31 protein-coding genes are annotated in these 26,291 nt (G+C 47.5%); 30 read left to right on the top strand and 1 reads right to left on the bottom strand.

Going from position 1 to position 26,291, the window contains the following annotated elements:
• The first annotated feature begins 148 nt into the window (after positions 1-148).
• The 4 genes from BC349_RS03610 (at position 149) to BC349_RS03595 (ending at position 5,904) form a co-directional block, all read left to right on the top strand.
• Positions 149-562 carry a hypothetical protein gene (locus tag BC349_RS03610; protein WP_187255370.1) on the top strand — a complete coding sequence of 138 codons (414 nt, stop codon included), beginning with the start codon at positions 149-151 and terminating at the stop codon, positions 560-562.
• Between the two features lie 296 nt (positions 563-858).
• Positions 859-3,003 (top strand): elongation factor G, encoded by a 2,145-nt coding sequence (gene fusA, locus BC349_RS03605; protein ID WP_187255369.1) that lies wholly within the window; start codon positions 859-861, stop codon positions 3,001-3,003.
• A gap of 131 nt (positions 3,004-3,134) precedes the next feature.
• Positions 3,135-5,318, top strand: coding sequence for a S9 family peptidase (locus BC349_RS03600; protein WP_187255368.1), 2,184 nt, complete (start codon positions 3,135-3,137; stop codon positions 5,316-5,318).
• Between the two features lie 13 nt (positions 5,319-5,331).
• Entirely contained in the window at positions 5,332-5,904 is a 573-nt protein-coding gene (locus BC349_RS03595; RefSeq protein ID WP_187255367.1) for a DUF4126 domain-containing protein, read from the top strand.
• Here the strand turns inward: BC349_RS03595 and BC349_RS03590 are convergent.
• A complete protein-coding gene (locus BC349_RS03590) occupies positions 5,887-9,033 on the bottom strand; it encodes a WD40/YVTN/BNR-like repeat-containing protein (RefSeq protein WP_187255366.1) in 3,147 nt (1,048 codons plus the stop codon). The genes BC349_RS03595 and BC349_RS03590 overlap by 18 nt on opposite strands.
• A gap of 184 nt (positions 9,034-9,217) precedes the next feature.
• Here BC349_RS03590 and rpsJ point away from each other — a divergent pair, with 184 nt between their 5' ends.
• The 26 genes from rpsJ to rpsA all read left to right on the top strand — a co-directional run bounded on the left by rpsJ (position 9,218) and on the right by rpsA (position 26,238).
• Positions 9,218-9,523, top strand: coding sequence for a 30S ribosomal protein S10 (gene rpsJ, locus BC349_RS03585; RefSeq protein ID WP_039142986.1), 306 nt, complete (start codon positions 9,218-9,220; stop codon positions 9,521-9,523).
• A 421-nt stretch (positions 9,524-9,944) separates the two neighbouring features.
• The gene (gene rplC / locus BC349_RS03580) at positions 9,945-10,562 is read left to right on the top strand and encodes a 50S ribosomal protein L3 (RefSeq protein WP_187255365.1); all 618 of its coding nucleotides are present in this window, start codon (positions 9,945-9,947) and stop codon (positions 10,560-10,562) included.
• Positions 10,563-10,582: 20 nt separating this feature from the next.
• A complete protein-coding gene (gene rplD, locus BC349_RS03575) occupies positions 10,583-11,221 on the top strand; it encodes a 50S ribosomal protein L4 (RefSeq protein ID WP_187255364.1) in 639 nt (212 codons plus the stop codon).
• Between the two features lie 25 nt (positions 11,222-11,246).
• Positions 11,247-11,546 carry a 50S ribosomal protein L23 gene (gene rplW / locus BC349_RS03570; RefSeq protein ID WP_187255363.1) on the top strand — a complete coding sequence of 100 codons (300 nt, stop codon included), beginning with the start codon at positions 11,247-11,249 and terminating at the stop codon, positions 11,544-11,546.
• 59 nt (positions 11,547-11,605) lie between these two features.
• Positions 11,606-12,442 (top strand): 50S ribosomal protein L2, encoded by an 837-nt coding sequence (gene rplB / locus BC349_RS03565; protein WP_187255362.1) that lies wholly within the window; start codon positions 11,606-11,608, stop codon positions 12,440-12,442.
• Between the two features lie 35 nt (positions 12,443-12,477).
• Complete coding sequence (gene rpsS / locus BC349_RS03560; RefSeq protein ID WP_187255361.1) at positions 12,478-12,747, top strand: 30S ribosomal protein S19; 270 nt, start codon at positions 12,478-12,480, stop codon at positions 12,745-12,747.
• A gap of 46 nt (positions 12,748-12,793) precedes the next feature.
• Positions 12,794-13,129, top strand: coding sequence for a 50S ribosomal protein L22 (gene rplV, locus BC349_RS03555; RefSeq protein ID WP_187255360.1), 336 nt, complete (start codon positions 12,794-12,796; stop codon positions 13,127-13,129).
• A gap of 31 nt (positions 13,130-13,160) precedes the next feature.
• Entirely contained in the window at positions 13,161-13,955 is a 795-nt protein-coding gene (gene rpsC / locus BC349_RS03550; RefSeq protein WP_187255359.1) for a 30S ribosomal protein S3, read from the top strand.
• An 84-nt stretch (positions 13,956-14,039) separates the two neighbouring features.
• The gene (rplP, locus tag BC349_RS03545; RefSeq protein ID WP_187255358.1) at positions 14,040-14,459 is read left to right on the top strand and encodes a 50S ribosomal protein L16; all 420 of its coding nucleotides are present in this window, start codon (positions 14,040-14,042) and stop codon (positions 14,457-14,459) included.
• 29 nt (positions 14,460-14,488) lie between these two features.
• The gene (rpmC, locus tag BC349_RS03540) at positions 14,489-14,698 is read left to right on the top strand and encodes a 50S ribosomal protein L29 (protein ID WP_187255357.1); all 210 of its coding nucleotides are present in this window, start codon (positions 14,489-14,491) and stop codon (positions 14,696-14,698) included.
• Positions 14,699-14,749: 51 nt separating this feature from the next.
• Positions 14,750-15,007, top strand: a complete 258-nt coding sequence (gene rpsQ, locus BC349_RS03535; RefSeq protein WP_187255356.1) for a 30S ribosomal protein S17 — start codon at positions 14,750-14,752, stop codon at positions 15,005-15,007.
• A gap of 40 nt (positions 15,008-15,047) precedes the next feature.
• The gene (gene rplN / locus BC349_RS03530; protein WP_187255355.1) at positions 15,048-15,416 is read left to right on the top strand and encodes a 50S ribosomal protein L14; all 369 of its coding nucleotides are present in this window, start codon (positions 15,048-15,050) and stop codon (positions 15,414-15,416) included.
• A 70-nt stretch (positions 15,417-15,486) separates the two neighbouring features.
• Entirely contained in the window at positions 15,487-15,825 is a 339-nt protein-coding gene (gene rplX / locus BC349_RS03525) for a 50S ribosomal protein L24 (RefSeq protein ID WP_187255354.1), read from the top strand.
• Complete coding sequence (gene rplE / locus BC349_RS03520) at positions 15,825-16,403, top strand: 50S ribosomal protein L5 (protein WP_187255353.1); 579 nt, start codon at positions 15,825-15,827, stop codon at positions 16,401-16,403. Before rplX ends, rplE begins: the two co-directional genes overlap by 1 nt.
• 64 nt (positions 16,404-16,467) lie before the next feature.
• Positions 16,468-16,737: a 30S ribosomal protein S14 gene (rpsN, locus tag BC349_RS03515; RefSeq protein ID WP_187255352.1), complete on the top strand. Its 270-nt coding sequence runs from the start codon at positions 16,468-16,470 to the stop codon at positions 16,735-16,737.
• Between the two features lie 95 nt (positions 16,738-16,832).
• A complete protein-coding gene (gene rpsH / locus BC349_RS03510; RefSeq protein ID WP_187255351.1) occupies positions 16,833-17,231 on the top strand; it encodes a 30S ribosomal protein S8 in 399 nt (132 codons plus the stop codon).
• A gap of 120 nt (positions 17,232-17,351) precedes the next feature.
• Complete coding sequence (gene rplF / locus BC349_RS03505; protein WP_187255350.1) at positions 17,352-17,906, top strand: 50S ribosomal protein L6; 555 nt, start codon at positions 17,352-17,354, stop codon at positions 17,904-17,906.
• A 47-nt stretch (positions 17,907-17,953) separates the two neighbouring features.
• Positions 17,954-18,307: a 50S ribosomal protein L18 gene (gene rplR / locus BC349_RS03500; protein WP_187255349.1), complete on the top strand. Its 354-nt coding sequence runs from the start codon at positions 17,954-17,956 to the stop codon at positions 18,305-18,307.
• A gap of 47 nt (positions 18,308-18,354) precedes the next feature.
• A complete protein-coding gene (gene rpsE / locus BC349_RS03495) occupies positions 18,355-18,873 on the top strand; it encodes a 30S ribosomal protein S5 (RefSeq protein ID WP_187255348.1) in 519 nt (172 codons plus the stop codon).
• A 19-nt stretch (positions 18,874-18,892) separates the two neighbouring features.
• On the top strand, positions 18,893-19,075 hold the full coding sequence (gene rpmD, locus BC349_RS03490) for a 50S ribosomal protein L30 (RefSeq protein WP_187255347.1): 183 nt from the start codon (positions 18,893-18,895) through the stop codon (positions 19,073-19,075).
• Between the two features lie 139 nt (positions 19,076-19,214).
• The gene (gene rplO / locus BC349_RS03485; RefSeq protein ID WP_246456769.1) at positions 19,215-19,649 is read left to right on the top strand and encodes a 50S ribosomal protein L15; all 435 of its coding nucleotides are present in this window, start codon (positions 19,215-19,217) and stop codon (positions 19,647-19,649) included.
• 76 nt (positions 19,650-19,725) lie between these two features.
• Positions 19,726-21,060, top strand: a complete 1,335-nt coding sequence (secY, locus tag BC349_RS03480; protein WP_187255345.1) for a preprotein translocase subunit SecY — start codon at positions 19,726-19,728, stop codon at positions 21,058-21,060.
• 99 nt (positions 21,061-21,159) lie between these two features.
• Complete coding sequence (gene map / locus BC349_RS03475; protein WP_187255344.1) at positions 21,160-21,960, top strand: type I methionyl aminopeptidase; 801 nt, start codon at positions 21,160-21,162, stop codon at positions 21,958-21,960.
• 128 nt (positions 21,961-22,088) lie between these two features.
• Positions 22,089-22,934 (top strand): hypothetical protein, encoded by an 846-nt coding sequence (locus tag BC349_RS03470; protein ID WP_187255343.1) that lies wholly within the window; start codon positions 22,089-22,091, stop codon positions 22,932-22,934.
• A gap of 34 nt (positions 22,935-22,968) precedes the next feature.
• Positions 22,969-24,222, top strand: a complete 1,254-nt coding sequence (locus BC349_RS03465; RefSeq protein ID WP_187255342.1) for a BaiN/RdsA family NAD(P)/FAD-dependent oxidoreductase — start codon at positions 22,969-22,971, stop codon at positions 24,220-24,222.
• A 90-nt stretch (positions 24,223-24,312) separates the two neighbouring features.
• Positions 24,313-26,238, top strand: a complete 1,926-nt coding sequence (rpsA, locus tag BC349_RS03460; RefSeq protein WP_187255341.1) for a 30S ribosomal protein S1 — start codon at positions 24,313-24,315, stop codon at positions 26,236-26,238.
• The last annotated feature ends 53 nt before the right edge of the window (positions 26,239-26,291 follow it).

Here is a 26,291-nt window from a genome sequence, read left to right as displayed (position 1 = left end):
ATAAAAAAGCCATCTGCGATTGCGGATGGCTTTTCGTTTATTAGTTGAACCTGATTAATTTTCAGAAGTTCCCTCAACCGGAGCCTGTGTGTCAACTACAGGTGCTTCCACGATTGGCATTTCCTGCTGAACTGCAGGTGCTACGGCTTTGGGGGCCGGTTTACGGGCTTTTTTAGATGCGGCCTTTTTTGCTGCTGGTTTAGCTACAGGCTTGGGGGCTGGCTTGGCTGCTTTCTTTGGAGCGGCTTTTTTGGGTGCGGCTTTCTTCGGAGCTGCTTTTTTTGCTGCTGCTTTTTTGGGTGCGGCCTTTTTTACAGCTTTTTTAGGGGCTGCTTTTTTTGCTGCTTTCTTGGGGGCGGCTTTTTTAGGAGCTGCTTTTTTTGCCACTTTTTTTACTGCTTTTTTAGCTACAGCCTTCTTGGCTACCGCTTTTTTTGCAGCTTTTTTAGCTGGTTTTTTGGCTACGGCCTTTTTGGCTACAGCTTTTTTTACTGCCTTTTTGGCCGGTGCTTTTTTGGCGGCCTTCTTTTTTGTGGGCATATTAGTTCGTGATTTTGAGTGAGAAATGGGTTAAAAATGAAAGATTTTTAAATTTACATCGCTTGTACATATCTACCAATATGTCAGTCAATTTTATGTGCATATTTTTCAAATAGTGGATATCCTGTTGGTTTCTCCCGTTTTGGCCGCAGATTGCCTCAAATACGCTTTTTTTCTGACTTGTCAACAATGATAATTTTTTTTCATTCCTAATTATTACCTTTGCGCTCCAAATTGGGTTAGGTGAGCTTTAAGCTAACCGGTCCCATTTGCCGGATCAGGCCGAAAAAACAGGCTTAACATTTTTAACATACAACAATGGCAGACTTAAGATTTCAAAGAAACTTTGGTATTGCGGCACACATCGATGCCGGTAAGACCACTACTACAGAGCGCATCCTGCGCTACACAGGTATGATTCACAGGATCGGTGAAGTGCACGACGGTGCTGCAACAACCGACTGGATGGAACAGGAGAAGGAGAGGGGGATTACCATCACTTCTGCTGCCGTAAGCTGCCAGTGGAACTTCCCAACCGACAAGGGTACTGTTACTCCTGAGTCTAAAAAATATTCTTTCAATATCATTGATACTCCGGGCCACGTGGACTTCACTGTAGAGGTGGAGCGTTCCATGCGCGTTCTGGATGGGCTGATCGCCCTGTTCAGTGCGGTTGATGGTGTTGAACCGCAATCAGAAACGGTATGGCGCCAGGCCAACCGTTACAAGGTTCCCCGTATCGGTTTCGTAAATAAGATGGACCGTTCCGGTGCCGACTTCCTGAATGTAGTGAAGCAGGTAAAGGAAATGCTGGGTGCGAAAGCCGTTCCCCTGCAGCTTCCAATTGGAGCTGAAGATAACTTCAAGGGAGTGGTTGACCTCATCAAGATGAAGGGTATCATCTGGCACGCCGAAACTGAAGGGATGACCTTCGATGAAATTGATGTGCCCGCCGATATGCTTGCTGAAGCAGAAGAGTGGAGAGCCAGCCTGGTGGAAGCAGTTGCCGAATACGACGACATGCTGATGGAGAAATTCTTCGAAGATCCCAATTCCATCACCGAAGCAGAAATGCACGAAGCGATCCGTAAGGCAACTATTGACCTGAGCATCGTTCCCATGATGTGCGGTTCTTCTTTCAAGAACAAGGGTGTTCAGACTGCACTGGATGCGGTTTGCCGTTACCTGCCCAGCCCGGTTGATATCGACGCTATCGAAGGTACGCATCCTGATACCGGTGAGACCATCACCCGTAAGCCTGATGCAAAAGAACCATTTGCAGCCCTGGCCTTCAAGATCATGACCGATCCTTTCGTTGGTCGCCTGGCCTTCTTCCGCGCCTATTCAGGACACCTCGATGCAGGTTCTTATGTCCTGAATGTACGCAGCGGAAAGAAAGAGCGTATCAGTCGTATCATGAAAATGTTTGCCAACAAGCAGAACCCGATCGATTTCATCGAAGCAGGTGATATCGGTGCTGCCGTAGGTTTCAAGGAAATCAAAACAGGTGATACCCTTTGTGATGAGAACCATCCGATCACCCTGGAAAACATGTTCATTCCTGAGCCGGTAATCGCTGTTGCTGTTGAACCCAAGACCCAGGCCGACGTTGATAAGATGGGTATGGCCATCGCCAAACTGGTAGAAGAAGATCCTACCCTGCGTGTAAATACAGATGAAGAAACAGGCCAGACCATCCTTCGTGGTATGGGTGAATTGCACCTGGAAATCATCATCGACCGTATGCGTCGCGAATTCAAAGTTGAAGTTAACCAGGGTAATCCCCAGGTTGCATATAAAGAAGCTTTCACCGGTAAGGTTGAACACCGTGAAACCCTGAAAAAGCAAACTGGTGGTCGTGGTAAGTTCGCTGATATCGTGTTTGAACTGAGCGCAGCTGATGAAGAATGGCTGGCAGCAAACCCCGGACAGGGCTTCCAATTTGTGAATGACCTGTTTGGTGGATCCATTCCCCGTGAATTCGTTCCTGCCATTCAGAAAGGATTCCAGCTTTCCATGACAAACGGTGTACTCGCCAACTATCCGGTAGTGAGCATGAAAGTGCGCATTTACGACGGTAGCTTCCACGCGGTTGACTCCGATGCGATGTCATTCGAACTCTGCGCCAAGCAAGGTTTCCGTGAGGCGGCCCGCAAGTGTAAGCCGGTTCTGCTGGAGCCCATCATGAGAGTGGAAGTAGTTACTCCTGACCAGTACATGGGTGATGTTACCGGTGACCTGAACCGTCGTCGCGGTATGATGGAAGGCATGGACAGCCGTGCCGGAGCACAGGTTATCAAGGCCAAAGTTCCCCTGAGTGAAATGTTCGGTTACGTAACACAGTTACGTTCACTGTCTTCAGGCCGTGCATCTTCAACCATGGAGTTCTCTCACTATGCACCTGCACCCAACAACATCGCTGAAGAAGTGGTGGCCAAGGTGAAGGGTAAGGTGAATGCCTGATCTGGTATATAGTCAATTGACTTTAAAATATAAAACCGGCTCTTCTGAGCCGGTTTTTTTGTGTCCCTGGGTGAAAGGTTTTATTGGGGTAGGTTACCGGATATTGTATATTGTAGGCATAAATTTCCAAGATGAGACACCTGATTATTCTGTTCTTCCTTGTCGTAAGTTTTCTCAACACCTCCGCGCAGGGAGGCTTCCAATGGACACCCGATGGTAAAGCGTATTTTGTGCTGGAAGAAGGCAGCCTTGTCTCTTATCAGTTACCACAAATGAGCAGAACCGTTGTGGTTGATAAATCAATCCTGAAGCCGGAAGATGCTCCCGGAGTAATCAATATCAAATCATACAGCTTTTCTCCCGACAGAAAGAAACTCCTGATTTTTACGAATACCAAAAAGGTGTGGCGATATGAAACAATGGGTGACTACTACCTGCTTGATCTGGAAGGCTGGAAGCTGACCAAAATGGGGCGCTCCCTGCCAGCTTCATCCCTGATGTTTGCAAAAATTTCCCCTGATGGAAAAAAGCTTGCCTATGTCAGCAATTACAATCTTTATTCAGAAGACCTTGCCAGCGGCCAGATTTCCCAGCTTACAACGGATGGTTCCAGGAAACGCATCAACGGCACATTCGACTGGGCATATGAGGAAGAATTCTTTTGCCGCGACGGATTCCGCTGGAGTCCTGATTCGCGCCAGATTGCCTTCTGGCAGATAATAGCCTCCTCCACACGTGAATATCTCATGGTAAACAATACCGATTCCATTTATCCTGTAGCTGTGCCGGTGGAATATCCGGTAGCCGGGGAGAAACCTTCCGTTTTCAGGATCGGCGTGGTGGAAACCGACACAAAAAGTATCAAGTGGATGAAAGTGCCGGATGATCCAATCCTTGGATCCTATGTGCCCAGGATGGAATGGGCTGCCGATCCCAATGAAATCATTCTGCAGCACCTCGACAGGAAACAGCAGCAATCAACGCTTATGTTATGCGATGTAAGATCTGGTGAGGCCACTACCATTTACAGCGAGAAGGATAAAGCCTGGATCGACATCCTGCCATCCTGGGACCAGGATTATGCATATGGTGGCTGGGACTGGATCAACGGTGGCAGGGAATTTCTCTGGGTATCCGAGAAAGATGGCTGGCGTCATATCTACAGGGTCAGCCGCGATGGTAAAAAAGAAGTGCTGGTAACCAGGGGCGAATTTGATGTAATGGATATCATGTCAATCGACGAAAAAGGGAACTACCTCTACTACATGGCTTCACCACAGAATGCCACGCAATCTTATCTGTATCGCACCAGACTGGATGGGAAGGGCACGCCCGAAAAAATCAGTCCAGCTACTCAACCCGGTACGCACGATTATAATATTGCTCCCGGTGCCGTCTATGCGCAGCATGTGTTTTCCAATCACAAGGTTGAGACTGCCCGTGAGCTGATCTCTCTTAAAGATCATCGTGCAATCGGTGAGAAACAACCGGTGGAGGAAGCCATCCGTGTCGCCGCGACTGCAGAAAGCAGGATCAATTTTTTTACCATCACTACAAGCGAAGGTGTAACCATGGATGGCTGGATGGCCAAGCCCTCCCATTTCGATTCCACAAAGAAGTATCCCGTGGTGTTTTATGTGTATACAGAACCCTGGGGGCAGACAGCCAGGGATAGCTACGGCACCGGGTTTAACCATCTCTATAGGGGCGATATGGTGGAGGACGGTTATATCTATATATCCATCGACAACCGGGGAACACCCGTAGGTAAAGGAAGGGAGTGGCGCAAATCAGTATACCGGAAAATCGGAACCGTGAATATCCGCGACCAGGCGATGGCAGCGAAAGAAATTCTCAAGCTTTCGTATGTGGATCCGGAGCGGGTGGCGGTCTGGGGATGGAGCGGCGGTGGATCGGCCACGCTCAACCTGATGTTCCAGTACCCGGAAATTTACAAGACCGGCATTTCTGTTGCGGCGGTGGGTAACCAGCTGACCTACGACAATATTTACCAGGAAAGGTATATGGGACTGCCACAGGAAAACCGCGAAGATTTTGTGAAAGGTTCGCCAATCACCTATGCGAAGAACCTGAAGGGAAACCTCCTGTACATCCATGGCACGGGCGATGACAACGTGCATTACAACAATGCCGAAATGCTGTTCAATGAATTGATCCGCTTCAATAAGCAATTCCAGATGATGAGTTATCCTAACCGTACACACAGCATTTCGGAAGGCGAAGGAACTTTCACTCATTTGTCCACCCTGTTCACCAACTACCTGAAACAGTATTGCCCTCCAGGGGGTAAGTGATCAAACAGTAACGATGAATACCACCCTCATCACCTCCATTGCCATGGGGATAGCCCTGAGTGCCTGTTGTGGCTTCCGGGTATTTATACCCCTGCTGGCGGCATCCATCGGCGCCTATTTCAAATGGATACCTGTAAATGCCGGAATGGAGTGGCTGGGCACGCTACCTGCGATCATCAGTTTTGCTACTGCCGCCATATTGGAAATAGCGGGCTATTACATCGCTTTTGTGGATAATATTCTCGATACACTGGCCACCCCGCTGGCGATGGTGGCAGGTTCAGTTGTAGCGGCATCGTTTCTGCCAACGGGCGAATGGGATCCCCTTCTGCGCTGGACCCTGGGCATTATCGCAGGGGGAGGAGCAGCCGGTACCATCCAGCTAGGAACCGGTTTCCTGCGGCTTTTTTCAACCAAAACCACGGCCGGTACGGGAAATGCAGTCGTTGCCACCGGTGAGAACCTCGCTGCCATAACCGGATCCGCAGGAAGCCTGGCGTTTCCGGTCATAGCGGCGATTCTGATCCTGGCACTGGTCCTATACATATTTTACCGGCTCACCATAAAATTATTCGGGCAGAACTAAGGCCGGCAATTGAAGGTCGCGGTACAGTTTATTGTAAGCTGCCATCTTCACATCGATGATTTCGGTCAGGGATATCCGTTGTACTGCCCACTCCTCCATCAGGTCGCGGTAGCGCTGCTTTGCGCCTTCGGTAACCCGCGGGTCATGGGTATCCATTCTTCTCTTCAGATCCAGCAGTTCTGCGTTGAGTCGGTTATAAAAATTGATCACGTCCTGGAAGGTCTGCTGCCTGCTGGTGATCAGTTTTTCTTCCCACTGGTTGATGTCTTTCAGGAGACCTGTGCCCAGTTTCAGCAGGCTGTCTGTTCCTGATTTGCCTTTGAGCAGGGAAGCATGGTCTTCAAGTTGTTTTTTCACTTGTTTCATGCGGGAGACCGACTGGTGCATGTCGGTAACTGTGCTGTCAATGGCGCTGATCATTTGGCCCTGCAGGGCATAGTCCGCCAGGGCCGCGGCCACTCTTTTATCCGCAATTATGGAGCATGATACGGATAGGGAATCAGTCGGAGTTTGCAGAACCAGCGTAAAGTCACCCGGAGCAACCAGGCGACCCCGGTAACTGCCATTGATGAAGGTGTTGGGCACTCCCGGGATATTCTCCCCTCTCATGTCCCAGTTAAAACGGTTCAATCCCTTTTTGGCAGGAATCATCTGGGGGGGTGGTGGACCACCCGGGTAGGCCTGGTGCTTTTTATCAGGCCGGCTGTTATATGTCCGCAGCAATTTTTTATTGCCATCGTACACTTTCAGGGAGAGGGTTGCGGAGTCCATCGCTTCAGGCAGCCAGTAGTGGATGATGACGCCATTAAGGGGATTTTGTCCGGCCACAGGTGTTGTCGGTGCGGGAACATCCCATCGCACCGTAGGCCTGGGGGTAAATAGTATTGCCGATTTCAGCGGCTGTGCTTCCCAGTTACCCTGCTGAACAGGGCCCAGGTCATCGAGGATCCAGAAAGCCCTGCCGGAAGTAGCTGCCACAAGGTCGTTGTTCCGGATGGTTAGGTCGGTGATGGCAACCGCAGGCAGGTTGGTTTTCCAGCGTTGCCAATGCTCGCCGCCATTGAAGGAAATATACATCCCTGTTTCGGTGCCGGCATATAGCAGCCCCTTGCGAACAGGGTCTTCCCGGACCACCCGTACAAAATCGCCGGGGCGGATGCCGTTCACGCGGAGGGACCAGGACTTGCCGTAGTCGCGGGTAAAATAGACCAGGGGAGATGGGTCATTGAACTTGTAGCGGGTGACCGCCAGGTAGGCTGTTCCTGGTTCGTGTGGCGACAGTTCGATGCTGTTGACAAGGACCTCGCCAAGGCCGGCGGGAGTAATATTCTGCCAGGAACTGCCATCATTGGTGGACATATGCACCAGTCCGCAGTCAGTTCCTGCCCAGATTTCACCCTTTCGCAGGGGAGAGCATGCCAGGTAACTGATGGTATTGTAAACCTCGCCGCCTGCGCCTTCATTGGTGAATGGAGTGCCTCCGTCGCCCTGTTTGGACTTATCGTTCCGGGTAAGATCCTGGCTGATGACTGTCCAGCGCTGGCCATTGTTATCGGTGCGGAACACCACATTGCCTGCGTGATAAATGATCCCCGGACGGTGCGGGTCGGCTACAATCGGGGCATTCCAGTTAAAACGGTACCTGGCATCGGCCGGTTTTACGGCCAGGCCGATAAAAGGGTAAGACATAATATCCTTTTCGATGCGGGTGGTGGCGTCCCAGGCATCAATATTCCCCTGGTAGCTGCCGGCAAAGACCTTTTCGGGCTGGTTGGGGTCAAAGGCAATGAAAGCACTTTCCCCGCCGGCCACCTCGTACCAGTCCTTCATGCCAATCCGGGCAGAAGCCGTTCTGCTGGCGATGGCCACCGTGGTATTGTCCTGCTGGCCGCCGTAAACAAAATAAGGGAAGCGGTTATCAGTAATCACGCGGTAGAACTGAGCGGTGGGTTGGTTTTCCTGACTGCTCCAGGACTGGCCACCGTTGAAGCTGATGCAGGCGCCTCCATCGTTGGCCTCAATCATATTATCAGGATTGGCGGGATTGATCCATAGGTCGTGGCAATCACCATGTGGGACCTCGATATTGGAAAAAGATTTACCACCGTCAATGGATTTCAGGGTGGGAGCGTTGAGTACATAGACCTGATCGGGGTTTTGGGGATCGGCAAAGATGTTGATATAATACCAGGCCCGGGCCACCGTAACGCGGTTTTTGTTCACCTGCGACCATTTGAGCCCGCCGTCTTCGCTGCGGTAAACGCCCCCCTTATCGCCCTCAGCTTCGAGCAGGGCGTAAACTCTGTTGGGGTTGGCCGGAGAAACAGAGATGGCTGTTTTACCCATTTGGGAAGGGAGTCCGTCGGTCAATTTCTGCCAGGTATCGCCGCCATCGGTACTTTTATAGAAACCGGACCCCTGGCCGCCGCTGATTACCACCCAGGGTTTGCGTTGGTGTTCCCACATGCCGGCATAGAGGATCCTGGGATTGGAGGGATCCATGCTTAGGTCGCTGCAGCCGGTAAGGTCGTTTACGAAGTGAATTTTTTCCCAGGACAGGCCTCCGTCGCTGCTGCGGTATACGCCGCGGTCGGCGGAGGGGCCGTACAAAGCGCCCTGGACTGCAACATATACCAGGTGGGGATTGGCGGGGTGGATCCTGATACCGGCGATGTGCTGGCTGGAGGGCAGGCCGGTATGTTTCCATGATTTACCGCCGTCGGAACTTTTATAAATACCATCACCTGCGCTGGTCATTACGCCGCGGACGGCATGTTCACCCATACCCACATAGAGAATATTTGGGTCGGAAGGGGCAACGGCGATGGCGCCAACCGAGCCGGTTCTGAAAAAACCATCAGAGATGTTTTTCCAGGAAATGCCGGCGTCTTCGGTTTTCCAGATGCCGCCACCGGTGCTACCCATATAGTAGAGGAGCGGATTTCCGGGAACACCGGTTACGGCATTGCTTCTGCCGCCGCGGGTGGGTCCGATATTACGCCAGGCAAGTGCTTCCTGTACGAGGGTGTCTATGGCCCGGACAGGAGGCGGTGTGTTTTTTTTCTGGGCGGAGGCCAGCAGGGGTAATGCCAGAAGCAGGCTGGCGGCCAGGCGGTTGAATCTGAACATGTGGGGATGTTTGGTTACCTGATAAATATACCAACGGAGCGGCTAAAATGGGGTAATTTTGTCCAGATGGGGGAGGGAAGAAAAATATTATCCTGACCGGCCAGAAAATTTCTTAAAATTCTTTTGCAATAAAGAAAACTACCGTTACCTTTGCACTCCCAATTAAATTTTTGGGATAATAGGTATGTCACAGCGAATCAGAATAAAATTGCAGTCTTACGATCACAATCTGGTTGATAAATCAGCTGAGAAGATCGTTAAAACAGTTCGTAGCACCGGTGCCGTGGTAACAGGACCTATTCCTTTACCGACGCAAAAGAAAATCTTCACCGTACTGCGTTCACCACACGTGAATAAGAAAGCCCGTGAGCAGTTCCAGCTTTGCACGCACAAGCGCTTGCTGGATATCTACACTTCTTCTTCAAGAACGGTAGATGCACTGAGCAAGCTGGACCTTCCTTCTGGTGTGGAGGTTGAGATCAAAGCGTAACAGATTCGCTGAAATCAGGACCCGCTGAAAAGCAAAAACTTAGTTCTTATAAATAACTGCCCTATCTCTCAATTCCGCGGCAAGCGGGAAAAAAGAGCGCTGGGGTTGGGTGAAAAGGCAAATCCGAAAGGAAATCCTTTATCATTCATTAATTAGTAAAAGTAAATATGAACAAGCCGTTCAGGGTTTGTTTACTATTGGTACTTCCGAAACCGGCCGTTGCAGCAGCAAAAGTCGGCATGTTCTGAAAAGGGAACATGATCTACCAGGGTTCCGCCGGGCATAAAAGTCCGGACGAAACTGAGGCGACAAAAGGAAAAGGTCAATAGCAAACGGGGATTGAAGTCCATCTTTCCGCTATCTCGCAAGGAGGTAGAATAATGGATTGTCCTTTTAACCATGCGGCACAAATGGTAATTAAATGAAAGGAATTATTGGAAAAAAGATTGGGATGACCAGCATCTTCAGTCCCGATGGCAAGCAAACAGCTTGTACCATCATTGAAGCTGGCCCCTGTGTAGTTACCCAGGTAAAGACAAAAGACTCTGACGGGTACAATGCACTGCAACTCGCATTCGGCGACAAGAAAGAAAAGCATGCTACCAAAGCCGAAGCAAATCACTTCTCAAAGGCACAAACTGCTGCCAAGCGTTTCGTTAAAGAATTCCGCGATTTCTCAATAGAAAAAGCTCTGGGTGAAACTGTAACTACAGACATTTTCGCTGAAGGTGAAACTGTTGAAGTGGTAGGTAATACCAAGGGTAAAGGTTTCCAGGGTGTGGTAAAGCGCCATGGATTCAGTGGTGTGGGTGAAGCTTCCCACGGTCAGCACGACCGTCAGCGCGCTCCGGGATCACTGGGTAACTCTTCTGACGCTTCCCGCGTAATGAAGGGTATGCGCATGGCCGGCCGCATGGGTAACGACCGTGTGAAGATGAAGGGTCTGAAGATCCTGAAAGTTTTCCCAGACAAGAATTATATCCTGGTTAGTGGTTCAGTTCCTGGCCACAACGGTTCTATCGTTTTTATCCAGAAGTAAACCATTTAATCTGAAGTACGATGCAAGTAGATGTATTAAATATACAAGGACAGAAGACCGGAAGAACCATTGAGTTGCCGGAAGAGATCTTCGGTATTGAGCCGAACGATCATGTGCTCTACCTTTCTGTAAAGCAATTCCTGGCTGCACAGCGCCAGGGTACCCATAAGGTGAAAACCCGTATGGAAGTAAAGGGTGCCAGCCGCAAGCTGCACCGTCAAAAAGGTACCGGTGGTTCCCGTAAGGGCAACCTGCGTAACCCCCTTTACAAAGGTGGTGGTACTATCTTCGGACCCAAGCCCCGCGATTACAGCTTCAAGCTCAACCGTAAGGTGAAGGACCTGGCAAAAATGAGCGCCCTGGCGTATAAGGCCAAGGAGAATGCCATCGTGATCGTTGAAGACATCGCAATGGATGCCCCTAAGACCAAAACTTTCACTGGTGTGTTGAAGGCTCTTAACCTTTCAGAAAAGAAGACATTGTTCGTTCTGCCTGAAACCGGTGAGAATCTCTATCTGAGCCTGCGCAACATTCCTTGTGTGAGCGGAACATTGCTGAGCGATATGAATACATACGATATCGTAAATGCACAGGTATTGCTCATGAGCGAAAGCGCAGCCAAGGTATTTACCGAAGCTGATGTAGAAGAAAACGCATAATTATCACATTAATAAATAGAAAGAAATGAAACTTTCTGAAGTTCTGATAAAGCCGATTTTAACTGAGAAGGCAAACGCCCAGCAGGAGAGCCTGCGTCGTTTTGCATTCAAGGTTGCCAGGAAGGCGAATAAGCTGGAGATCAAGAAGGCGATTGAAACCTTTTATGGTGTAACTGTTGTGGATGTGAATACTTCAGTGATCCCCGGTAAAAACAAGACCCGCTTTACAAAAGCCGGTTTCATCCAGGGCCGTAAGCCTGCTTACAAGAAGGCACTGGTAACTGTTGCGGAAGGCGAGACGATCGACCTGTACGGAGCAGCATAATTGAACAACAAACATTAAAGTAGGCGACGCTGAAAAGTTCGCTGTAAAAAGTAAAGAAGATGGCTTTAAGAAAATACAAACCGATGACAGCCGGTACGCGTTGGAGAATTGGAAACGCGTATGCCGAGATCACCACCAATACGCCTGAGAAGAGTCTGGTGGAAGCAAAATCTGGAACTGGTGGCCGTAACGCACAAGGCCGCAGGAGCATGCGCTACATAGGTGGTGGTCATGCCAAGATGTATCGTATCGTTGATTTCAAGCGTAACAAGAAGGGGATCCCTGCAAAAGTTGCGTCTATTGAGTACGATCCGAACCGTTCAGCTTTCATCGCGTTGCTGAATTATGTTGATGGTGAGAAGCGTTATATCCTGGCACCCCAGGGCCTGCAGGTTGGTACTGAAGTTATCAGTGGTGATGCTGTTGCTCCTGAACTGGGTAATGCCCTGATGCTGAAGAACATGCCGTTGGGTACTGTTGTTCACAATATTGAAATGCAGCCCGGACAGGGCGGTAAGATTGCCCGCAGTGCCGGTACTTCTGCACAGCTGAGCAACAAGGAAGAAAAGTATGCAGTACTGAAAATGCCTTCCGGCGAACTGAGAAAAGTATTGATCAACTGTTATGCTACAGTTGGTGTGGCTTCTAACAGCGACCATAGCCTTCAGAGCATGGGTAAAGCTGGTAGGAACCGTTGGAAAGGTATCAAGCCCCGTAACCGTGGTGTTGCGATGAACCCTGTCGATCACCCAATGGGTGGTGGTGAAGGACGTGCATCCGGCGGACATCCGAGAAGCCGTACCGGTAAATATGCCAAAGGTCTGAAGACCCGTAAGCATAAGGGTTCTGATAAGCTGATCATTCAGCGATCTAACGGTAAGAAGTTAGCCAATTAAACAACAAACATCAATCAGCAATCTAAAATTTAGATATGGCTCGTTCAATTAAAAAAGGTCCTTACGTAGAGGCAAAACTGGAGAAGAAGGTGCTGGATATGACCGATGGTAAATCCAAGAAAGGTGTAATCAAAACCTGGAGCCGTCGCTCTACCATCACTCCCGATTTTGTGGGTCACACTTTTGCTGTGCACAATGGTAACAAGTTTATCCCTGTATACGTAACGGAGTTCATGGTAGGTCATAAATTAGGAGAATTTGCACCTACCCGCAACTTCAAGGGACACTCAAGCAAGAAAATGTAATTCAAAAACGGATGCTTAGGCATTCTGAATCAAGAATCGTATAAACATGGAAGCAGTAGCTAAACTGAGAAATTACCCCACATCACCCAGAAAGATGCGTTTACTGGCTGACCTGGTACGTGGCATGGAAGTAGAAAAGGCGCTGGCTGTGCTTGAGCACAATGCCAAGCATCCGGCTGTTCCTTTACGTAAACTGGTGGTGAGTGCTATCAGCAACTGGAAGCAGGCAAATGAAGGTGGTGATGAGACCCAACTGGTGGTGAAAACCATTTTTGTTGATGGTGCCAGAACGCTGAAGCGTATGCGTCCGGCTCCTCAGGGTCGTGGTTATCGTGTTCGCAAGCGCAGCAATCACGTAACTGTTGTTGTAGATACAAAATAAATCAATCGTATAAACTTAATATACCAAACAAATGGGTCAGAAAACAAATCCTATTGGTGCAAGGTTAGGAATCATCCGCGGTTGGGAAAGCAACTGGTTCGGCAGTAAGAAAGATTACGCCGGGAAGTTGGTGGAGGATCATAAGATCCGTACCTACCTGATGGCGCGTATCAACAAAGGGGGTATCTCCAAAATCGTTATCGAGCGTACGCTTGGTAAGCTGATCGTAACCATCCACACTTCCAAGCCTGGTATCATTATAGGAAAAGGTGGTAATGAGGTTGATCGTATTAAGGAAGAATTGAAGAAGCTGACCGGCAAGGATGACGTGCAGATCAATATTCTGGAGATTCGTCGCCCGGAACTGGATGCCAATATCGTTGCCGATACCATCGCCAAGCAAATTGAAAACCGTATTAACTATAAGCGCGCTATTAAAATGGCGATTGCTTCTGCGCTCCGTATGGGTGCTGAAGGAATCAAGGTTAAAGTAGGCGGTCGTTTGGGTGGTGCTGAAATTGCCCGTACAGAAGAAATCAAGCAGGGACGTACCCCGCTCCATACCCTTCGTATGGACATCGATTACGCCAATGTGTTTGCACTGACTGTTTATGGTAAGATTGGTATCAAGGTATGGATCTGTAAAGGTGAAGTACTTGCTAAGCGTGACCTGAACCCCAACTTCATTGGTGGCAAGGAAGGTGCACTGAGCGACAGGAGAGAAGGACGTGGTGGTGAAGATCGCCGTGACTTCCGTGGTGGTGACAGGAGAGGTGGAGGTGACCGCAACCGTGGAGGTGGCGACAGGAGAGAACGCAGAAACTAAAACCGTGAATGGTGAATGGTGAATGGTGAATGATACCAGTAAACCATAGAAAAGCATTTAAGAACATTGACAAATTGAATAAAGATGTTACAACCTAAAAGAACGAAACACAGGAAGATGCAGAAGATGCCTGTAAAAGGCAATGCAAAGCGTGGTACCAGCCTGTCATTTGGTTCGTTCGGATTGAAAGCTTTGGAAACAGTGTGGATGACCGACCGCCAGATTGAGAGTGCCCGTCAGGCCATGACCCGATCTATGAAAAGGGAAGGTAATGTATGGATCCGCATTTTCCCTGATAAAATTGTTACCCGCAAACCTGCCGAAGTGAGGATGGGTAAAGGTAAAGGTAACCCTGACCATTGGGCAGCCGTGGTAAAACCAGGTCGTATTCTTTTCGAATGTGACGGTGTAACTGAAGAAATAGCCAAAACAGCAATGGAACTGGCTGCACAGAAGTTGCCGATCAAAACAAAGTTTGTAGTTCGCCGTGAACTGCAGTCATAAGATAACTTAACAAAAAAATCGACCATACGATGTCAAAGCAAACCGATTTCGTAACAAGCCTGAAAGATATGAGTCTGACTGATCTGAAGGCTCGTATCCAGGAAGATGAACTGCGCCTGAAGAAGCTTGAGTTCGCCCATGCCATTACACCGCTGGAGAACCCTATGAGCATTCGTGACCTGCGCAGGGACATTGCCCGTTTGAAAACGGAATTAACCAAAAAACTGGCGACTGCCTGATAAGCGGTTTCCAGGTGTACACAACAAGCGAATAAGCTAAAAAGAATAACAATGGCTGAAAGAAATTTGCGTAAAACAAGGATTGGTGTAGTAACCAGCAACAAAATGGAGAAGACCGTTACTGTTGCAGTAGAAAGAAAGGTGAAGCACCCTATCTACGGTAAGTTCGTGAAAAAGACCACCAAGTTCCATGCTCATGATGAAAAGAATGAGTGCAGCATTGGTGATACTGTCAAAATCATGGAGACCCGCCCTCTAAGCAAAACAAAACGCTGGAGAATGGTCGAGATACTGGAGAAGGTGAAGTAATCCCTCTGTTTTACATTACTAATTGATAAATTAATTTAAGATGATTCAGCAAGAAAGCAGACTCAATGTAGCTGATAACAGTGGAGCCAAGGAGGTGTTGGTGATCCGTGTACTGGGTAACAGTGGACAGGATTACGCCAGGATAGGCGATAAGATCGTGGTAACTGTTAAAGACGCTATTCCTGCAGGTGGCATTAAAAAAGGTACTGTTACCAAGGCTGTAATTGTTCGTACCAAGAACAAATTACGCCGCAAAGATGGTTCCTATATCCGTTTCGACGACAATGCAGTTGTATTGTTGAACAACGCTGATGAACCCCGCGGTACTCGTATTTTCGGACCCGTAGCAAGGGAACTTCGTGACAAGGGATATATGAAAATTATTTCTCTTGCTCCTGAAGTATTATAATCGTACCTTTGCGCCCCGATTGGGAGCACGGGCTGGAAACAAAAGTGATAAATAGATAAACAGAATCTACATGAACACAAGATTCAAAGCGAAATATAACATCAAAAAGGGCGATTCGGTGGTAATTATTGCCGGCGACGATAAAGACCTGAAAAAACCCCGCAAGGTTTTGGAAGTTATTGTTGATAAAGCCCGTGTGGTGGTTGAAGGTGTAAACATCATCACCAAACACACCAAGCCTTCTGCCCAGAATACCAAGGGTGGTATTGTAAAGAAGGAAGCCGCCATCAGTATTTCCAACGTTATGTTGTGGGATGCAAAGGCTGGGGCAGCTACCAAGGTTAAACGTACCCGTGAAGCAGGTAAGTTAGTTCGTGTTTCTAAAAAATCAGGGGAGGTAATCAAGTAATGAGCACCGTTAAATATACTCCGCGTCTGGCAGATAAGTACAAGAAGGAAGTTGTACCTGCCTTAATGAAAAAGTTTGGCTATGGCACTGTAATGCAGGCTCCCAAACTCACCAAAATCTGTCTGAACCGTGGTGTCAATGGCGCCGTGGCTGACAAGAAACTGGTTGACATCGCTGTAGATGAACTGACCACTATCACTGGTCAGAAAGCTGTCGCTACCATGTCAAAAAAGGACATCTCAAACTTCAAGTTGCGTAAAAACATGCCCATCGGTGCAAGGGTTACGCTTCGCGGTGAGAAGATGTTCGAATTCCTGGATCGTCTGATTGCAGTATCTCTGCCCCGTGTACGTGACTTCAAGGGTGTAAGTGAAAAGGCATTTGATGGCCGAGGTAATTATACCCTGGGTGTAACTGAGCAGATCATTTTTCCGGAAATAGATATTGACAAGGTTAATAAAATTACCGGTCTGGATATCACTTTCGTGACAACTGCCAACACCAATGAAGAGGCTTATGAGTTACTGAAGGAACTCGGTATGCCTTTCAAGAATATCAGAAAAGGTGAAAACCAATAATTGGAATGCTGAATGCTGAAGGAAGAAGTAGGCAACAGTTTCTAAACTATAAATGAAATAAAAAATGGCGAAAAAATCAGTAGAAGCCAGACAAAGGAAAAGAGAAGCATTGGTTGCCAAGTTTGCTGAGAAGCGTGCTGCCCTGAAGGCTGCAGGTGATTATCAGGCCCTGGATACACTTCCAAAAAATGCATCTCCTGTTCGTCTGAAAAATCGTTGCCAGCTGACCGGTCGTCCTAAAGGATACATGCGTTACTTCGGTATCTCAAGGGTAACTTTCCGCGACATGGCATTGGCCGGTAAGATCCCTGGTGTTAAAAAAGCCAGCTGGTAAGATCATTTGCCTCGTGCACTGATCTGTGAAATTGTTGATATCAGATAGGATATCGCATTGTAACTCAATTATCAAACTACAACTCATTTTAAACAATGGTTACTGATCCTATAGCAGATTTTCTGACCCGCGTTCGTAATGCCCAGATGGCTGGACACCGTATTGTGGAAATCCCTGCTTCTAACCTGAAAAAGCGCATTACTGAAATTCTGTACGAAAAGGGATATATCCTGAAGTACAAATTTGAAGAAGATAACAAACAAGGTGTAATCAAGATCGCCCTCAAGTACGATCCTGCTACCAAGCAACCCGCAATCCAAAGCCTCGAAAGGGTTAGCCGCCCCGGTCTGCGTCAATATGCCAAGCCTGAAGAATTCAAGCGTGTAAAGAACGGTTTGGGTGTTGCCATCATTTCCACCTCTAAAGGTGTTATGACCGATAAGGATGCAAAGGTACAGAACGTAGGGGGAGAAGTTCTCTGTTACATTTATTAAGAATTCAGTGCGCAATGGAAACATTGCGCAATTCCATATAATTGGTTGAAGATACATTAAGTCGTCCTATACCCGACTGACCGATCCCAGCCAGAATAATAAACATCAAAATTATTTGATATGTCTCGTATAGGTAAAAAACCGATCACTATTCCCGCAGGTGTTACCGTTACTGTAGGAAAAGATAACGTGATCACTGTTAAAGGACCCAAGGGTGAGTTGAAGCAAACTATCGACCGTGATATTGTCGTGGAAGTAAAGGATGGTGAAGTAATTATTAATCGTCCGACTGATCAGATCCGTCACCGTGCCATGCATGGTCTTTACCGTTCACTCGTGGCCAACCAGATAAAAGGTGTTACAGAAGGATTCAAAGCTGAGATGGAACTGGTGGGTGTAGGTTTTAAAGCCGCCAATACCGGTAATACCCTCGACCTGGCTTTGGGTTATTCTCACAATATTATTTTCGAAATTCCCCAGGAATTAAAAGTGGCTACCTTAACTGAAAAAGGACAGAATCCCAAGATCATCCTGGAAAGTTCTGATAAGCAATTGCTGGGACAGGTAGCTGCCAAGATCCGTGGTCTTCGCAAGCCTGAGCCGTACAAAGGAAAAGGTGTTCGTTTTGTGGGTGAAGTGGTACGTAAGAAAGCTGGTAAGTCGGCTGGTAAATAAAACATCTAACTTTTCCCGGCAGTATCGGGAATAAAATAACAGATAAAATGGAAAATAAATCGATCAAAAAACAGAAGATCAAGTATCGTATCCGGAAAAAGATTTCCGGATCTGCACAGAAGCCCCGTCTTTCTGTTTTCCGTAGCAATGCCGAAACATATGTTCAGTTGATTGATGATGTAAATGGTGTAACCCTGGCATCAGCATCAACCCGCGATAAAGATATTCAGACCCAAAAGGTTACTAAGACTGAAAAAAGCAAACTGGTTGGAACTGCAATTGCCAGGAAAGCCAGCGAGCTGGGACTGAAAGACGTAGTGTTCGATCGTGGTGGAAACCTGTATCATGGCCGTGTGAAAGCGGTAGCTGATGGCGCCCGTGAAGGAGGTCTTCTATTCTAAACGATCAGTACTATCAAAATCTAAATTCAACTTAATTTCTGCAATAAATGGCACAAGTAATTTTAAATAAAGTTAAAGCCGGCGACCTGGAACTGAAGGAGAAAGTTGTGGCGATCAACCGTGTTGTTAAAACTACCAAAGGTGGTCGTGCTTTCAGTTTCTCTGCCCTGGTTGTGGTAGGTAATGAAAATGGTGTTGTTGGTCATGGTCTGGGTAAGGCCAAGGAAGTGCAGGAAGCCATTACAAAAGGTATCGAAGATGCCAAGAAGAACCTGATCAAGGTTCCTGTAATGCACGGTACTATTCCTCACGACCAGCTGTGTAAGGATGGCGCTGCCAAGGTCCTGATTAAGCCCGCTGCACATGGTACCGGTGTAATTGCCGGAGGCAGCATGCGTGCTGTACTGGAGAGTGCAGGTATTACCGACGTTCTTGCCAAGAGCCTTGGTTCTGCAAATCCGCACAACGTGGTAAAAGCTACTGTAAAGGCGCTCGCAAGTCTGCGTGAACCTATCCAGGTTGCTAAAACCCGTAACGTGAGCCTGAAGAAAGTATTTAATGGTTAATCTGTAAACAAGCATACGGATGAAAAAGATTAAGATCACACAAGTTAAGAGTGCCATTGACAGACCCGTAAGCCAGAAACAAACGCTGGTTGCTTTAGGACTGAAAAAAATGAATGCCTCAAGGGAAGTTGAAGCCACTCCCCAGATCCTGGGTATGGTTCGCAAGGTTGAACACCTGCTGAAGGTGGAAGAACTGGCATAAATAATTAAAAAGAGAGATGGAGATATAGAGAAATAGTTAATGCTATTATTCTATCCCTCCGTCTCTCTATTTCTCTAATCACAAGCGAGGGGCGATTCCCCGTTAAGTCAAAAATCAAGTTAAGATGAAACTGCACAATTTGAAGCCTGCTGAAGGCGCAACTCACAGTCAGAAACGTTTAGGTCGTGGAGAAGCATCCGGTAAGGGTGGTACATCTACAAAGGGTAACAAAGGTGGTCAGAGCCGTGCCGGTTACGCCAGCAAAAGAGCTCACGAAGGTGGCCAGATGCCTATCCAGCGTCGTGTTCCAAAACGCGGGTTTAAAAATATCAACCGTGTTGAATACAAAGTATTTAACCTCGGACAGATTGATCAGCTTGCTGAAAAATACAATATCACTGAATTCAGCCTTGAGACCCTGTATATCAATGGTTTGATCGGACATACGGACAACGTTAAAATTCTGGGAACAGGTGAACTTAAGTCCAAGATTACATTCAAGGTAAATGCTGTTAGTGATAAGGCAAAAGCTGCCATTGAAGCTGCAGGAGGTACCGTTGAAATTGTAAAGTAATTTTCTTTATCTTGCGCGGACGCATTGATATAATGCGTCCTTTTTATTTGAGGCTCATTTAAATCTCAGAAAACCCGTGAAGAAATTAATTCAGACGCTGAAGAATATCTGGAGCATTGAGGAGTTACGGAGTAAAATCATAACCACTCTGCTGCTTATTCTGATTTATCGCATCGGTGCACACATTGTATTGCCCGGTTTGGACCCGACCAAAATTGACCTTGACAGTGCAAAATCCGGCGCGCTCGGATTGATTGATGCTTTTGCCGGTGGGGCTTTCTCACAAGCATCCATTTTTGCATTGGGTATCATGCCTTATATCTCCGCTTCCATCTTCATGCAATTGATGACCATCTTGGTTCCTCAAATGCAAAAGGTCCAGAAAGAAGGAGAAAGCGGCCGTAAAAAAATCAACCAGTGGACCCGTTACCTTACAGTTGCTGTAACAGCTGTACAGGCAGGTGCTTATGTAGCCTACCTGAAACAAGTGAACGGTTCGGCTATGCTTGACAGTTATACACCCTATTTCTGGCTTTCCACTACTATTATTCTTACGGCGGGAACGCTGTTTGTTATGTGGCTTGGTGAAAAGATCACTGATAAAGGACTGGGTAATGGTACATCCCTGATCATCATGGTTGGTATCCTTGCGCGCCTTCCACAGTCTGCCATCCAGGAATGGGCTGCTAAAAGCAACCGCGGCGGTGGTGGTCTCCTGATCTTCATTATTGAAATAGCTGTGTTGGTGGCTATTATTATGGGATTGATCGTCCTGGTTCAGGGTGTTCGTAAGATCCCGGTTCAATATGCCAAGCAGATCATTGGTAATAAACAATTTGGTGGTGCCCGCCAGTTCCTTCCACTTAAGGTGAATGGGGCCGGTGTTATGCCCATCATTTTTGCCCAGGCCATCATGTTCCTGCCAACCCTGTTCTCTTATACCAGTTTTGAATCTGGTCAGGGTATTGCCAGAATTTTCTCTGACCCCAGGGACGCGTGGCATATGGTGATTTACGCAGTAATAGTTGTAGCGTTTACATTCCTTTATACAGCACTTATTTTCAACCCCAAGCAAATCTCCGAGGACCTGAAACGAAACAATGGTTTCATTCCAGGCGTAAAACCTGGTCAGCCTACTGCTGATTATATTGGTGCGGTTATGGACAGGATCACCTTACCCGGTGCCGTTTTGCTCGCATTGGTTGGTATTCTGCCAGGATTTGCCCAGAGACTTGGAATCACCCAGGGTTTTGCATCCTTCTTTGGAGGAACCTCCCTGCTGATCATGGTTGGTGTTGTATTGGATACCCTGCAGCAAATTGAAACCCAACTACTGATGCGCCAGTATGATGGCCTGATGAAAAGCGGCCGGATCCAGGGGCGCCAGGCAGTTAGTACGACTCCTATTTAAAACGCATTGCATTATACAGAAACCCGGCAAAAGACTAACTTTGCCGGGTTTCTTTTTAGTAAATACCCGATATTTTGCCCATTGACTCATTAAACAATTATGATCTACTATAAAACCACCGCAGAAGTTGAATTGATTCGTGAAAGTTGCCAGCTTGTCAGCAATACACTTGCAACGGTTGCCAGGGCCATCAAACCTGGTATTACAACCTTGCAGCTCGATGCCCTGGCTGAGCAGTTCATCCTGGATAATAATGCGGTACCATCATTTAAAAATTATAAGGGATATCCTTTTACCTGTTGTATCAGTGTGAACGATGCCGTGGTTCATGGCTTTCCCAACGACGTACCATTGAAAGAAGGTGATATTGTTTCTGTTGATGTGGGTGCCTATAAAAACGGTTTCCATGGTGATAGTGCGTATACTTTCGCCATTGGTTCTATAGACGAAAATGTTCAAAGTTTATTACGTGTTACAAAACAATCGCTTTACCTGGGAATTGAAAAGGCTACAGCCGGTAACAGGGTGGGTGATATTTCCTTTGCAATACAGGATTTTGCTGAAAAGAAGCATAAGTATGGTGTGGTAAGGGAGTTGGTAGGGCATGGAATTGGAAGGCACCTGCATGAGGATCCGCAGGTTCCGAACTACGGTAAAAGGGGCAGCGGTGCGAAGTTGCACGATGGCCTTGTTATAGCCATTGAACCTATGATCAATATGGGTGTGAAGGAAGTATGGTACGAAGAAGATGGCTGGACCGTAAAAACAAAAGACGGCAAGCCTGCAGCCCACTTTGAACATACGGTATGTGTAAGAAGAGGAAAGGCCGATATACTTTCCAGTTTTGAGCAGATTGAACTGGAGGAAAAGAATAACCCCAATCTTTTCGCGGATTACTGATAAGAATAATTATAGGTGTTTTAAACCTGGTCAAATGGGTGTTTTCACTCCTGACCAGGTTTTTTATTTTTTCAATGTTTGTCCTGTCAATCGGCCAGCGGCCTTTTAAAAACTTAAACACATTTATTATGAAGCAGGACAAAAATCCGGCTGAGGGAAGCTTTAACACTGACCCGCAGGAAAACATTCGCATTGAAAACGATATTCTAAAATTAAAGATGCAGGCCGAGTATGGCGCTTCCTTTGGATCCTTTGGCGATCTGAGTCCGGAAGCGGAGCGAGATTTTCTTCAAATGGTCATGGCATTTGAAAAGATGGGAAAGGACGCCCCGGCGGTTAGTGTTTACGAGTTCATTGGTAAACCGGTTATCAGGAAAAAGGATGAAATTCCCGAAGAGGAATTACCACAGGCTTTACTGCAGTTGCGGGAACTGTTATCAGAAAATGGTATCTGCCTGGAAGTTTTCAGGGAATCAGACCCCGGTGTCCTCTACCATTTCATTACGGATGAGTTGTTCCAGGAACAGATTCAGGATATCAGGATCCCGGGTATGGTTTGTGTGTTTAATTATGAGGATTTTCATCCAAACCATGAAATGGAACTGCATGATGCAACAGCTGAGATTTTTTATAGTTGGGAAAACAATAAACTGGATTCTTTGTCTTTTGTGCTGGCTGAATTTGCGGTACTGGCCGATGGATGCATGCTGAGCCGGGATCAGTTTCGCGACAAAATGATTGAACAAAGGAACAGGTATGAATTGATCACCGGACTGGAATTCAAAATAGGGAAAACCTCTTTTGAGTGGCTGGAAGAGGGACTGGGGCTGGGCTTTACTGAGGGAATGATTAAATACCAGGCAAAGAGCGCCGAGGGTGAAAATACAGTTGAAGGCAGCTTCAAATTATATTTTTGTAACCAGGGACCTTCCTGGCAGCTTACATTTTTCTACCTCCCGGGTTTTCAATGGTAGGCTTTCCAAATTATTTGCCTTTATTTTTGCTGTCATGCGACAACAAATACTGGTAGTGATAGGAGGCGGTGCCGCCGGTTTTTTTTGTGCCGTGAATGCGGCAGCAAAAGCACCGGGTTTGAAGGTTGTGGTGCTGGAAAAAAGCAGTAAGCTGTTGGCCAAGGTTAGAATCAGTGGGGGTGGCAGGTGTAATGTTACCCATTCCTGTTTTGATGTGCCTGCTTTGGCAAAAAAATATCCCAGGGGGGGCAATTTTGTTAAGAAAACCTTTGCTCGCTTTGGTCCGGCTGATACCATAAAATGGTTCGGTGAGAGAGGGGTGGTCCTTAAAGCGGAAGAGGATGGCAGGATGTTTCCGGTCACCAATGATTCCTCCACCATTATCGATTGTTTGCTACGCGAAGCGAACCGGTTGGGAATTGATATCCGCCTGAACCAGGATGTACAGAAAGTTGAGCGCTCCGGCGAAAAATGGATTATTCAGAGTTCAAGGGAAACCATCCATTCGGATTTCCTGTGCATAGCAAGCGGGGGATTTCCCAGGCCTGCCATGTTTGACTGGATCACTGCAACCGGACATTCCATCGAATCACCGGTGCCTTCACTTTTTACATTTAATCTTCCGACCCATCCGTTGAATGCATTGATGGGGCTGGTGGTACAGGATGCCCAGGTCAGAATCAATAGTACAAAATTATCTGAAAGGGGGCCGGTACTCATCACGCATTGGGGACTTAGTGGTCCGGCAATTCTGCGCCTCAGTGCATGGGGGGCCAGAGATCTGGCGGAAAAGGACTGGCATTTTAAAATTCAGGTGAATTGGGTGCCTGCTTATAATGAAAACAGTCTGCGGGATTTTTTCCAGCAGTACAGGTTTGAAAAAGCGCCGCAGAAAATGACCAATAGAAATCCCTTCGGATTACCCCAGCGCTTCTGGGATTTCCTGTTGGGGGCCAATGGAATCGGGCCTGAAACCCGGTGGAGTGACCTGCCGGCAAAAGAACAGAACAAACTCGTTAAAAACCTGGCTTCCATGGATCTGGAAGTAAAAGGGAAGACCACCTTCAAGGAGGAATTTGTAACAGCCGGTGGAATAAAACTGTCGGAAGTGGACCCGGATACGATGCAGAGCAGGCTGCACCCCCGGCTCTATTTTGCTGGGGAAATACTGGATGTGGACGGGATAACAGGTGGTTTCAATTTCCAGCATGCCTGGACAAGCGGTTTTATTGCCGCGCAAAGTATAGCTGCATCCTGCCATTCCGCCGTGGCTGAAGGCTCCCTCTAGTTTTTGCCCTGTTTTTTTGCCCTAAAATCCAGTTCAGAAGCGGATTTTGCCTATCTTTGCTGCCCCGAATAAAACCATCGGGGAAAGTTTATGTTTCTAAATCTTTTTGTAAAACAACTAAACGCTGATGATCAGGAGTCTGCTGCTGCACCCGCAGAAGCAACTACAGCGACAACAACTGCACCTGAGGCGCCTGCTGCTGCAACTGAAGTTGCAACTGTAGCCACTGCCCACGACGATTTCGACTGGAGCATTGACAAGCGCAATGTATCTTCCTACAATGCTGATGAAAAAGCAAAGTATGACAAGGTTTATGATGCCACTTTTGTAGCCATCACCGACGGTGAGCTGATCAAAGGTGCTGTAGTAGGCCTCACAAAAACTGACGTTGTTCTGAACATTGGTTTCAAGAGCGATGGTCTGATCTCCCTGAACGAATTCCGTGACCTCCAGGGCCTCAAAATCGGCGACGAAGTAGAGGTGATGGTAGTGGAGAAGGAAGACCGTCAGGGTCACCTGCACCTGAGCCGCAAGCAGGCGCGCATCACTCGTGCATGGGAAAAAATCGTTGAAGTACACAAAACTGGTGAAATCGTTACCGGTACAGTTACCAGCAAAACAAAAGGTGGTCTCATTGTGGACGTATTTGGTATGGAAACCTTCCTGCCAGGTTCTCAGATCGATGTGAAGCCTGTAACTGATTACGATCAGTTTGTTGGTAAGACCATGGAGTTCAAAGTGGTTAAGGTAAACGAAACCATCAAGAACGCGGTTGTATCTCACAAAGCTCTCATTGAAAGCGATATCGAAGCACAGCGTGCTGAGATCATGGGCAAACTGGAAAAAGGCCAGGTACTGGAAGGTACTATCAAGAACATCACCGATTTCGGTGCGTTCATGGACTTGGGTGGACTGGACGGCCTGCTGTATATCACAGATATCAGCTGGGGACGTATCAACCATCCTTCAGAAGTATTGAAGCTGGACCAGAAACTGAACGTGGTTGTACTGGATTTCGACGACGACAAGAAGCGTATCAGCCTTGGTCTGAAGCAACTGACTCCGCACCCCTGGGATGTACTGGGTGAGAACATCGCGGAAGGTAATGTTGTTAAAGGAAAGGTTGTTAATATCGAAGATTATGGCGCGTTCCTGGAAATCATGCCGGGCGTAGAAGGTCTGGTTCACGTAAGTGAAATCACCTGGGCTAACACCCCCATCAATGCAAAGGAATTCTTTAAACTGGGAGACGAGTACGAAGCCAAGATCGTTACCCTCGACAAGGATGCCCGCAAGATGAGCCTCTCTATCAAGCAAATGACTCCTGATCCATGGAACGAGATCGAAAACAAATACCCTGTTGACAGCCGTCACAGCGGTCTGGTGAAGAATATCACTCCTTACGGTGTGTTTGTGGAACTGGAGCCTGGAATCGGTGGTATGATCCATATCAGCGACCTGAGCTGGCTGAAGCGCTTCAACCATCCTTCTGAGTACACCAAAGTTGGTGAGAAGATCGAAATCATGATCCTCGGAATCGATAAGGAGAACCGCAAGCTGCAACTCGGACACAAGCAACTGGAAGAAGATCCATGGAATACCCTGGAAGATACTTTCGCTATCGGAACAGTTCACGAAGGAACAGTTATCCGCAAGGATGACAAAGGTGCCATCGTTCAACTGCCCTATGGACTGGAAGGATTTGCTCCCAACCGTCACCTCAACAAGGAAGATGGTGGCCAGGTAAATGCCGAGGAGACCAACCAGTTTATGGTGATCGAATTCGACCGCAACGAAAAACGCATCGTGGTTAGTCATACCCGTACATGGGAAGTTGCCAAGGCTGAAGAGAGAGAAGCGATTAAGAAAGAGGCCAAAGCAGAATCTGACAAAACCAAGAAAGCTGTTAAGAACATCCAGAGCAAGGTTGAGAAAGCTACCCTCGGTGACCTGGGTGTGCTGGCTGAACTGAAGAAGAAACTGGAAGGCGGCGGCGAAGGCGAAAGCGCACAGTAATCATTTGATTCCTGATATTTCTAAAGGTGCAGTTTACACACTGCACCTTTTTT

Source organism: Flavihumibacter stibioxidans, assembly GCF_014332695.1.
Lineage (GTDB): Bacteria > Bacteroidota > Bacteroidia > Chitinophagales > Chitinophagaceae > Flavihumibacter > Flavihumibacter stibioxidans.
The sequence above is the reverse complement of the archived record's forward strand: the minus strand, read 5'-3'. Positions and strand labels throughout refer to the sequence as shown.

What these genes read in the sequence shown, in the direction of transcription:
- rpsQ (WP_187255356.1), top strand. Translation starts at nt 14,750, where the DNA reads ATGGCTGAAAGAAATTTGCGTAAAACAAGGATTGGTGTAGTAACCAGC.
- rpmD (WP_187255347.1), top strand. Translation starts at nt 18,893, where the DNA reads ATGAAAAAGATTAAGATCACACAAGTTAAGAGTGCCATTGACAGACCC.
- BC349_RS03590 (WP_187255366.1), bottom strand. Translation starts at nt 9,033, where the DNA reads ATGTTCAGATTCAACCGCCTGGCCGCCAGCCTGCTTCTGGCATTACCC.
- rplC (WP_187255365.1), top strand. Translation starts at nt 9,945, where the DNA reads ATGAAAGGAATTATTGGAAAAAAGATTGGGATGACCAGCATCTTCAGT.
- rpmC (WP_187255357.1), top strand. Translation starts at nt 14,489, where the DNA reads ATGTCAAAGCAAACCGATTTCGTAACAAGCCTGAAAGATATGAGTCTG.
- rpsS (WP_187255361.1), top strand. Translation starts at nt 12,478, where the DNA reads ATGGCTCGTTCAATTAAAAAAGGTCCTTACGTAGAGGCAAAACTGGAG.
- rplR (WP_187255349.1), top strand. Translation starts at nt 17,954, where the DNA reads ATGGAAAATAAATCGATCAAAAAACAGAAGATCAAGTATCGTATCCGG.
- map (WP_187255344.1), top strand. Translation starts at nt 21,160, where the DNA reads ATGATCTACTATAAAACCACCGCAGAAGTTGAATTGATTCGTGAAAGT.
- rpsE (WP_187255348.1), top strand. Translation starts at nt 18,355, where the DNA reads ATGGCACAAGTAATTTTAAATAAAGTTAAAGCCGGCGACCTGGAACTG.
- rplF (WP_187255350.1), top strand. Translation starts at nt 17,352, where the DNA reads ATGTCTCGTATAGGTAAAAAACCGATCACTATTCCCGCAGGTGTTACC.
- rpsJ (WP_039142986.1), top strand. Translation starts at nt 9,218, where the DNA reads ATGTCACAGCGAATCAGAATAAAATTGCAGTCTTACGATCACAATCTG.
- rplE (WP_187255353.1), top strand. Translation starts at nt 15,825, where the DNA reads ATGAGCACCGTTAAATATACTCCGCGTCTGGCAGATAAGTACAAGAAG.
- BC349_RS03465 (WP_187255342.1), top strand. Translation starts at nt 22,969, where the DNA reads ATGCGACAACAAATACTGGTAGTGATAGGAGGCGGTGCCGCCGGTTTT.
- rplN (WP_187255355.1), top strand. Translation starts at nt 15,048, where the DNA reads ATGATTCAGCAAGAAAGCAGACTCAATGTAGCTGATAACAGTGGAGCC.
- rpsC (WP_187255359.1), top strand. Translation starts at nt 13,161, where the DNA reads ATGGGTCAGAAAACAAATCCTATTGGTGCAAGGTTAGGAATCATCCGC.
- rplD (WP_187255364.1), top strand. Translation starts at nt 10,583, where the DNA reads ATGCAAGTAGATGTATTAAATATACAAGGACAGAAGACCGGAAGAACC.
- BC349_RS03470 (WP_187255343.1), top strand. Translation starts at nt 22,089, where the DNA reads ATGAAGCAGGACAAAAATCCGGCTGAGGGAAGCTTTAACACTGACCCG.
- rplP (WP_187255358.1), top strand. Translation starts at nt 14,040, where the DNA reads ATGTTACAACCTAAAAGAACGAAACACAGGAAGATGCAGAAGATGCCT.
- rpsA (WP_187255341.1), top strand. Translation starts at nt 24,313, where the DNA reads ATGTTTCTAAATCTTTTTGTAAAACAACTAAACGCTGATGATCAGGAG.
- BC349_RS03600 (WP_187255368.1), top strand. Translation starts at nt 3,135, where the DNA reads ATGAGACACCTGATTATTCTGTTCTTCCTTGTCGTAAGTTTTCTCAAC.
- rplB (WP_187255362.1), top strand. Translation starts at nt 11,606, where the DNA reads ATGGCTTTAAGAAAATACAAACCGATGACAGCCGGTACGCGTTGGAGA.
- rpsN (WP_187255352.1), top strand. Translation starts at nt 16,468, where the DNA reads ATGGCGAAAAAATCAGTAGAAGCCAGACAAAGGAAAAGAGAAGCATTG.
- rplV (WP_187255360.1), top strand. Translation starts at nt 12,794, where the DNA reads ATGGAAGCAGTAGCTAAACTGAGAAATTACCCCACATCACCCAGAAAG.
- rplX (WP_187255354.1), top strand. Translation starts at nt 15,487, where the DNA reads ATGAACACAAGATTCAAAGCGAAATATAACATCAAAAAGGGCGATTCG.
- BC349_RS03595 (WP_187255367.1), top strand. Translation starts at nt 5,332, where the DNA reads ATGAATACCACCCTCATCACCTCCATTGCCATGGGGATAGCCCTGAGT.
- rpsH (WP_187255351.1), top strand. Translation starts at nt 16,833, where the DNA reads ATGGTTACTGATCCTATAGCAGATTTTCTGACCCGCGTTCGTAATGCC.
- rplW (WP_187255363.1), top strand. Translation starts at nt 11,247, where the DNA reads ATGAAACTTTCTGAAGTTCTGATAAAGCCGATTTTAACTGAGAAGGCA.
- fusA (WP_187255369.1), top strand. Translation starts at nt 859, where the DNA reads ATGGCAGACTTAAGATTTCAAAGAAACTTTGGTATTGCGGCACACATC.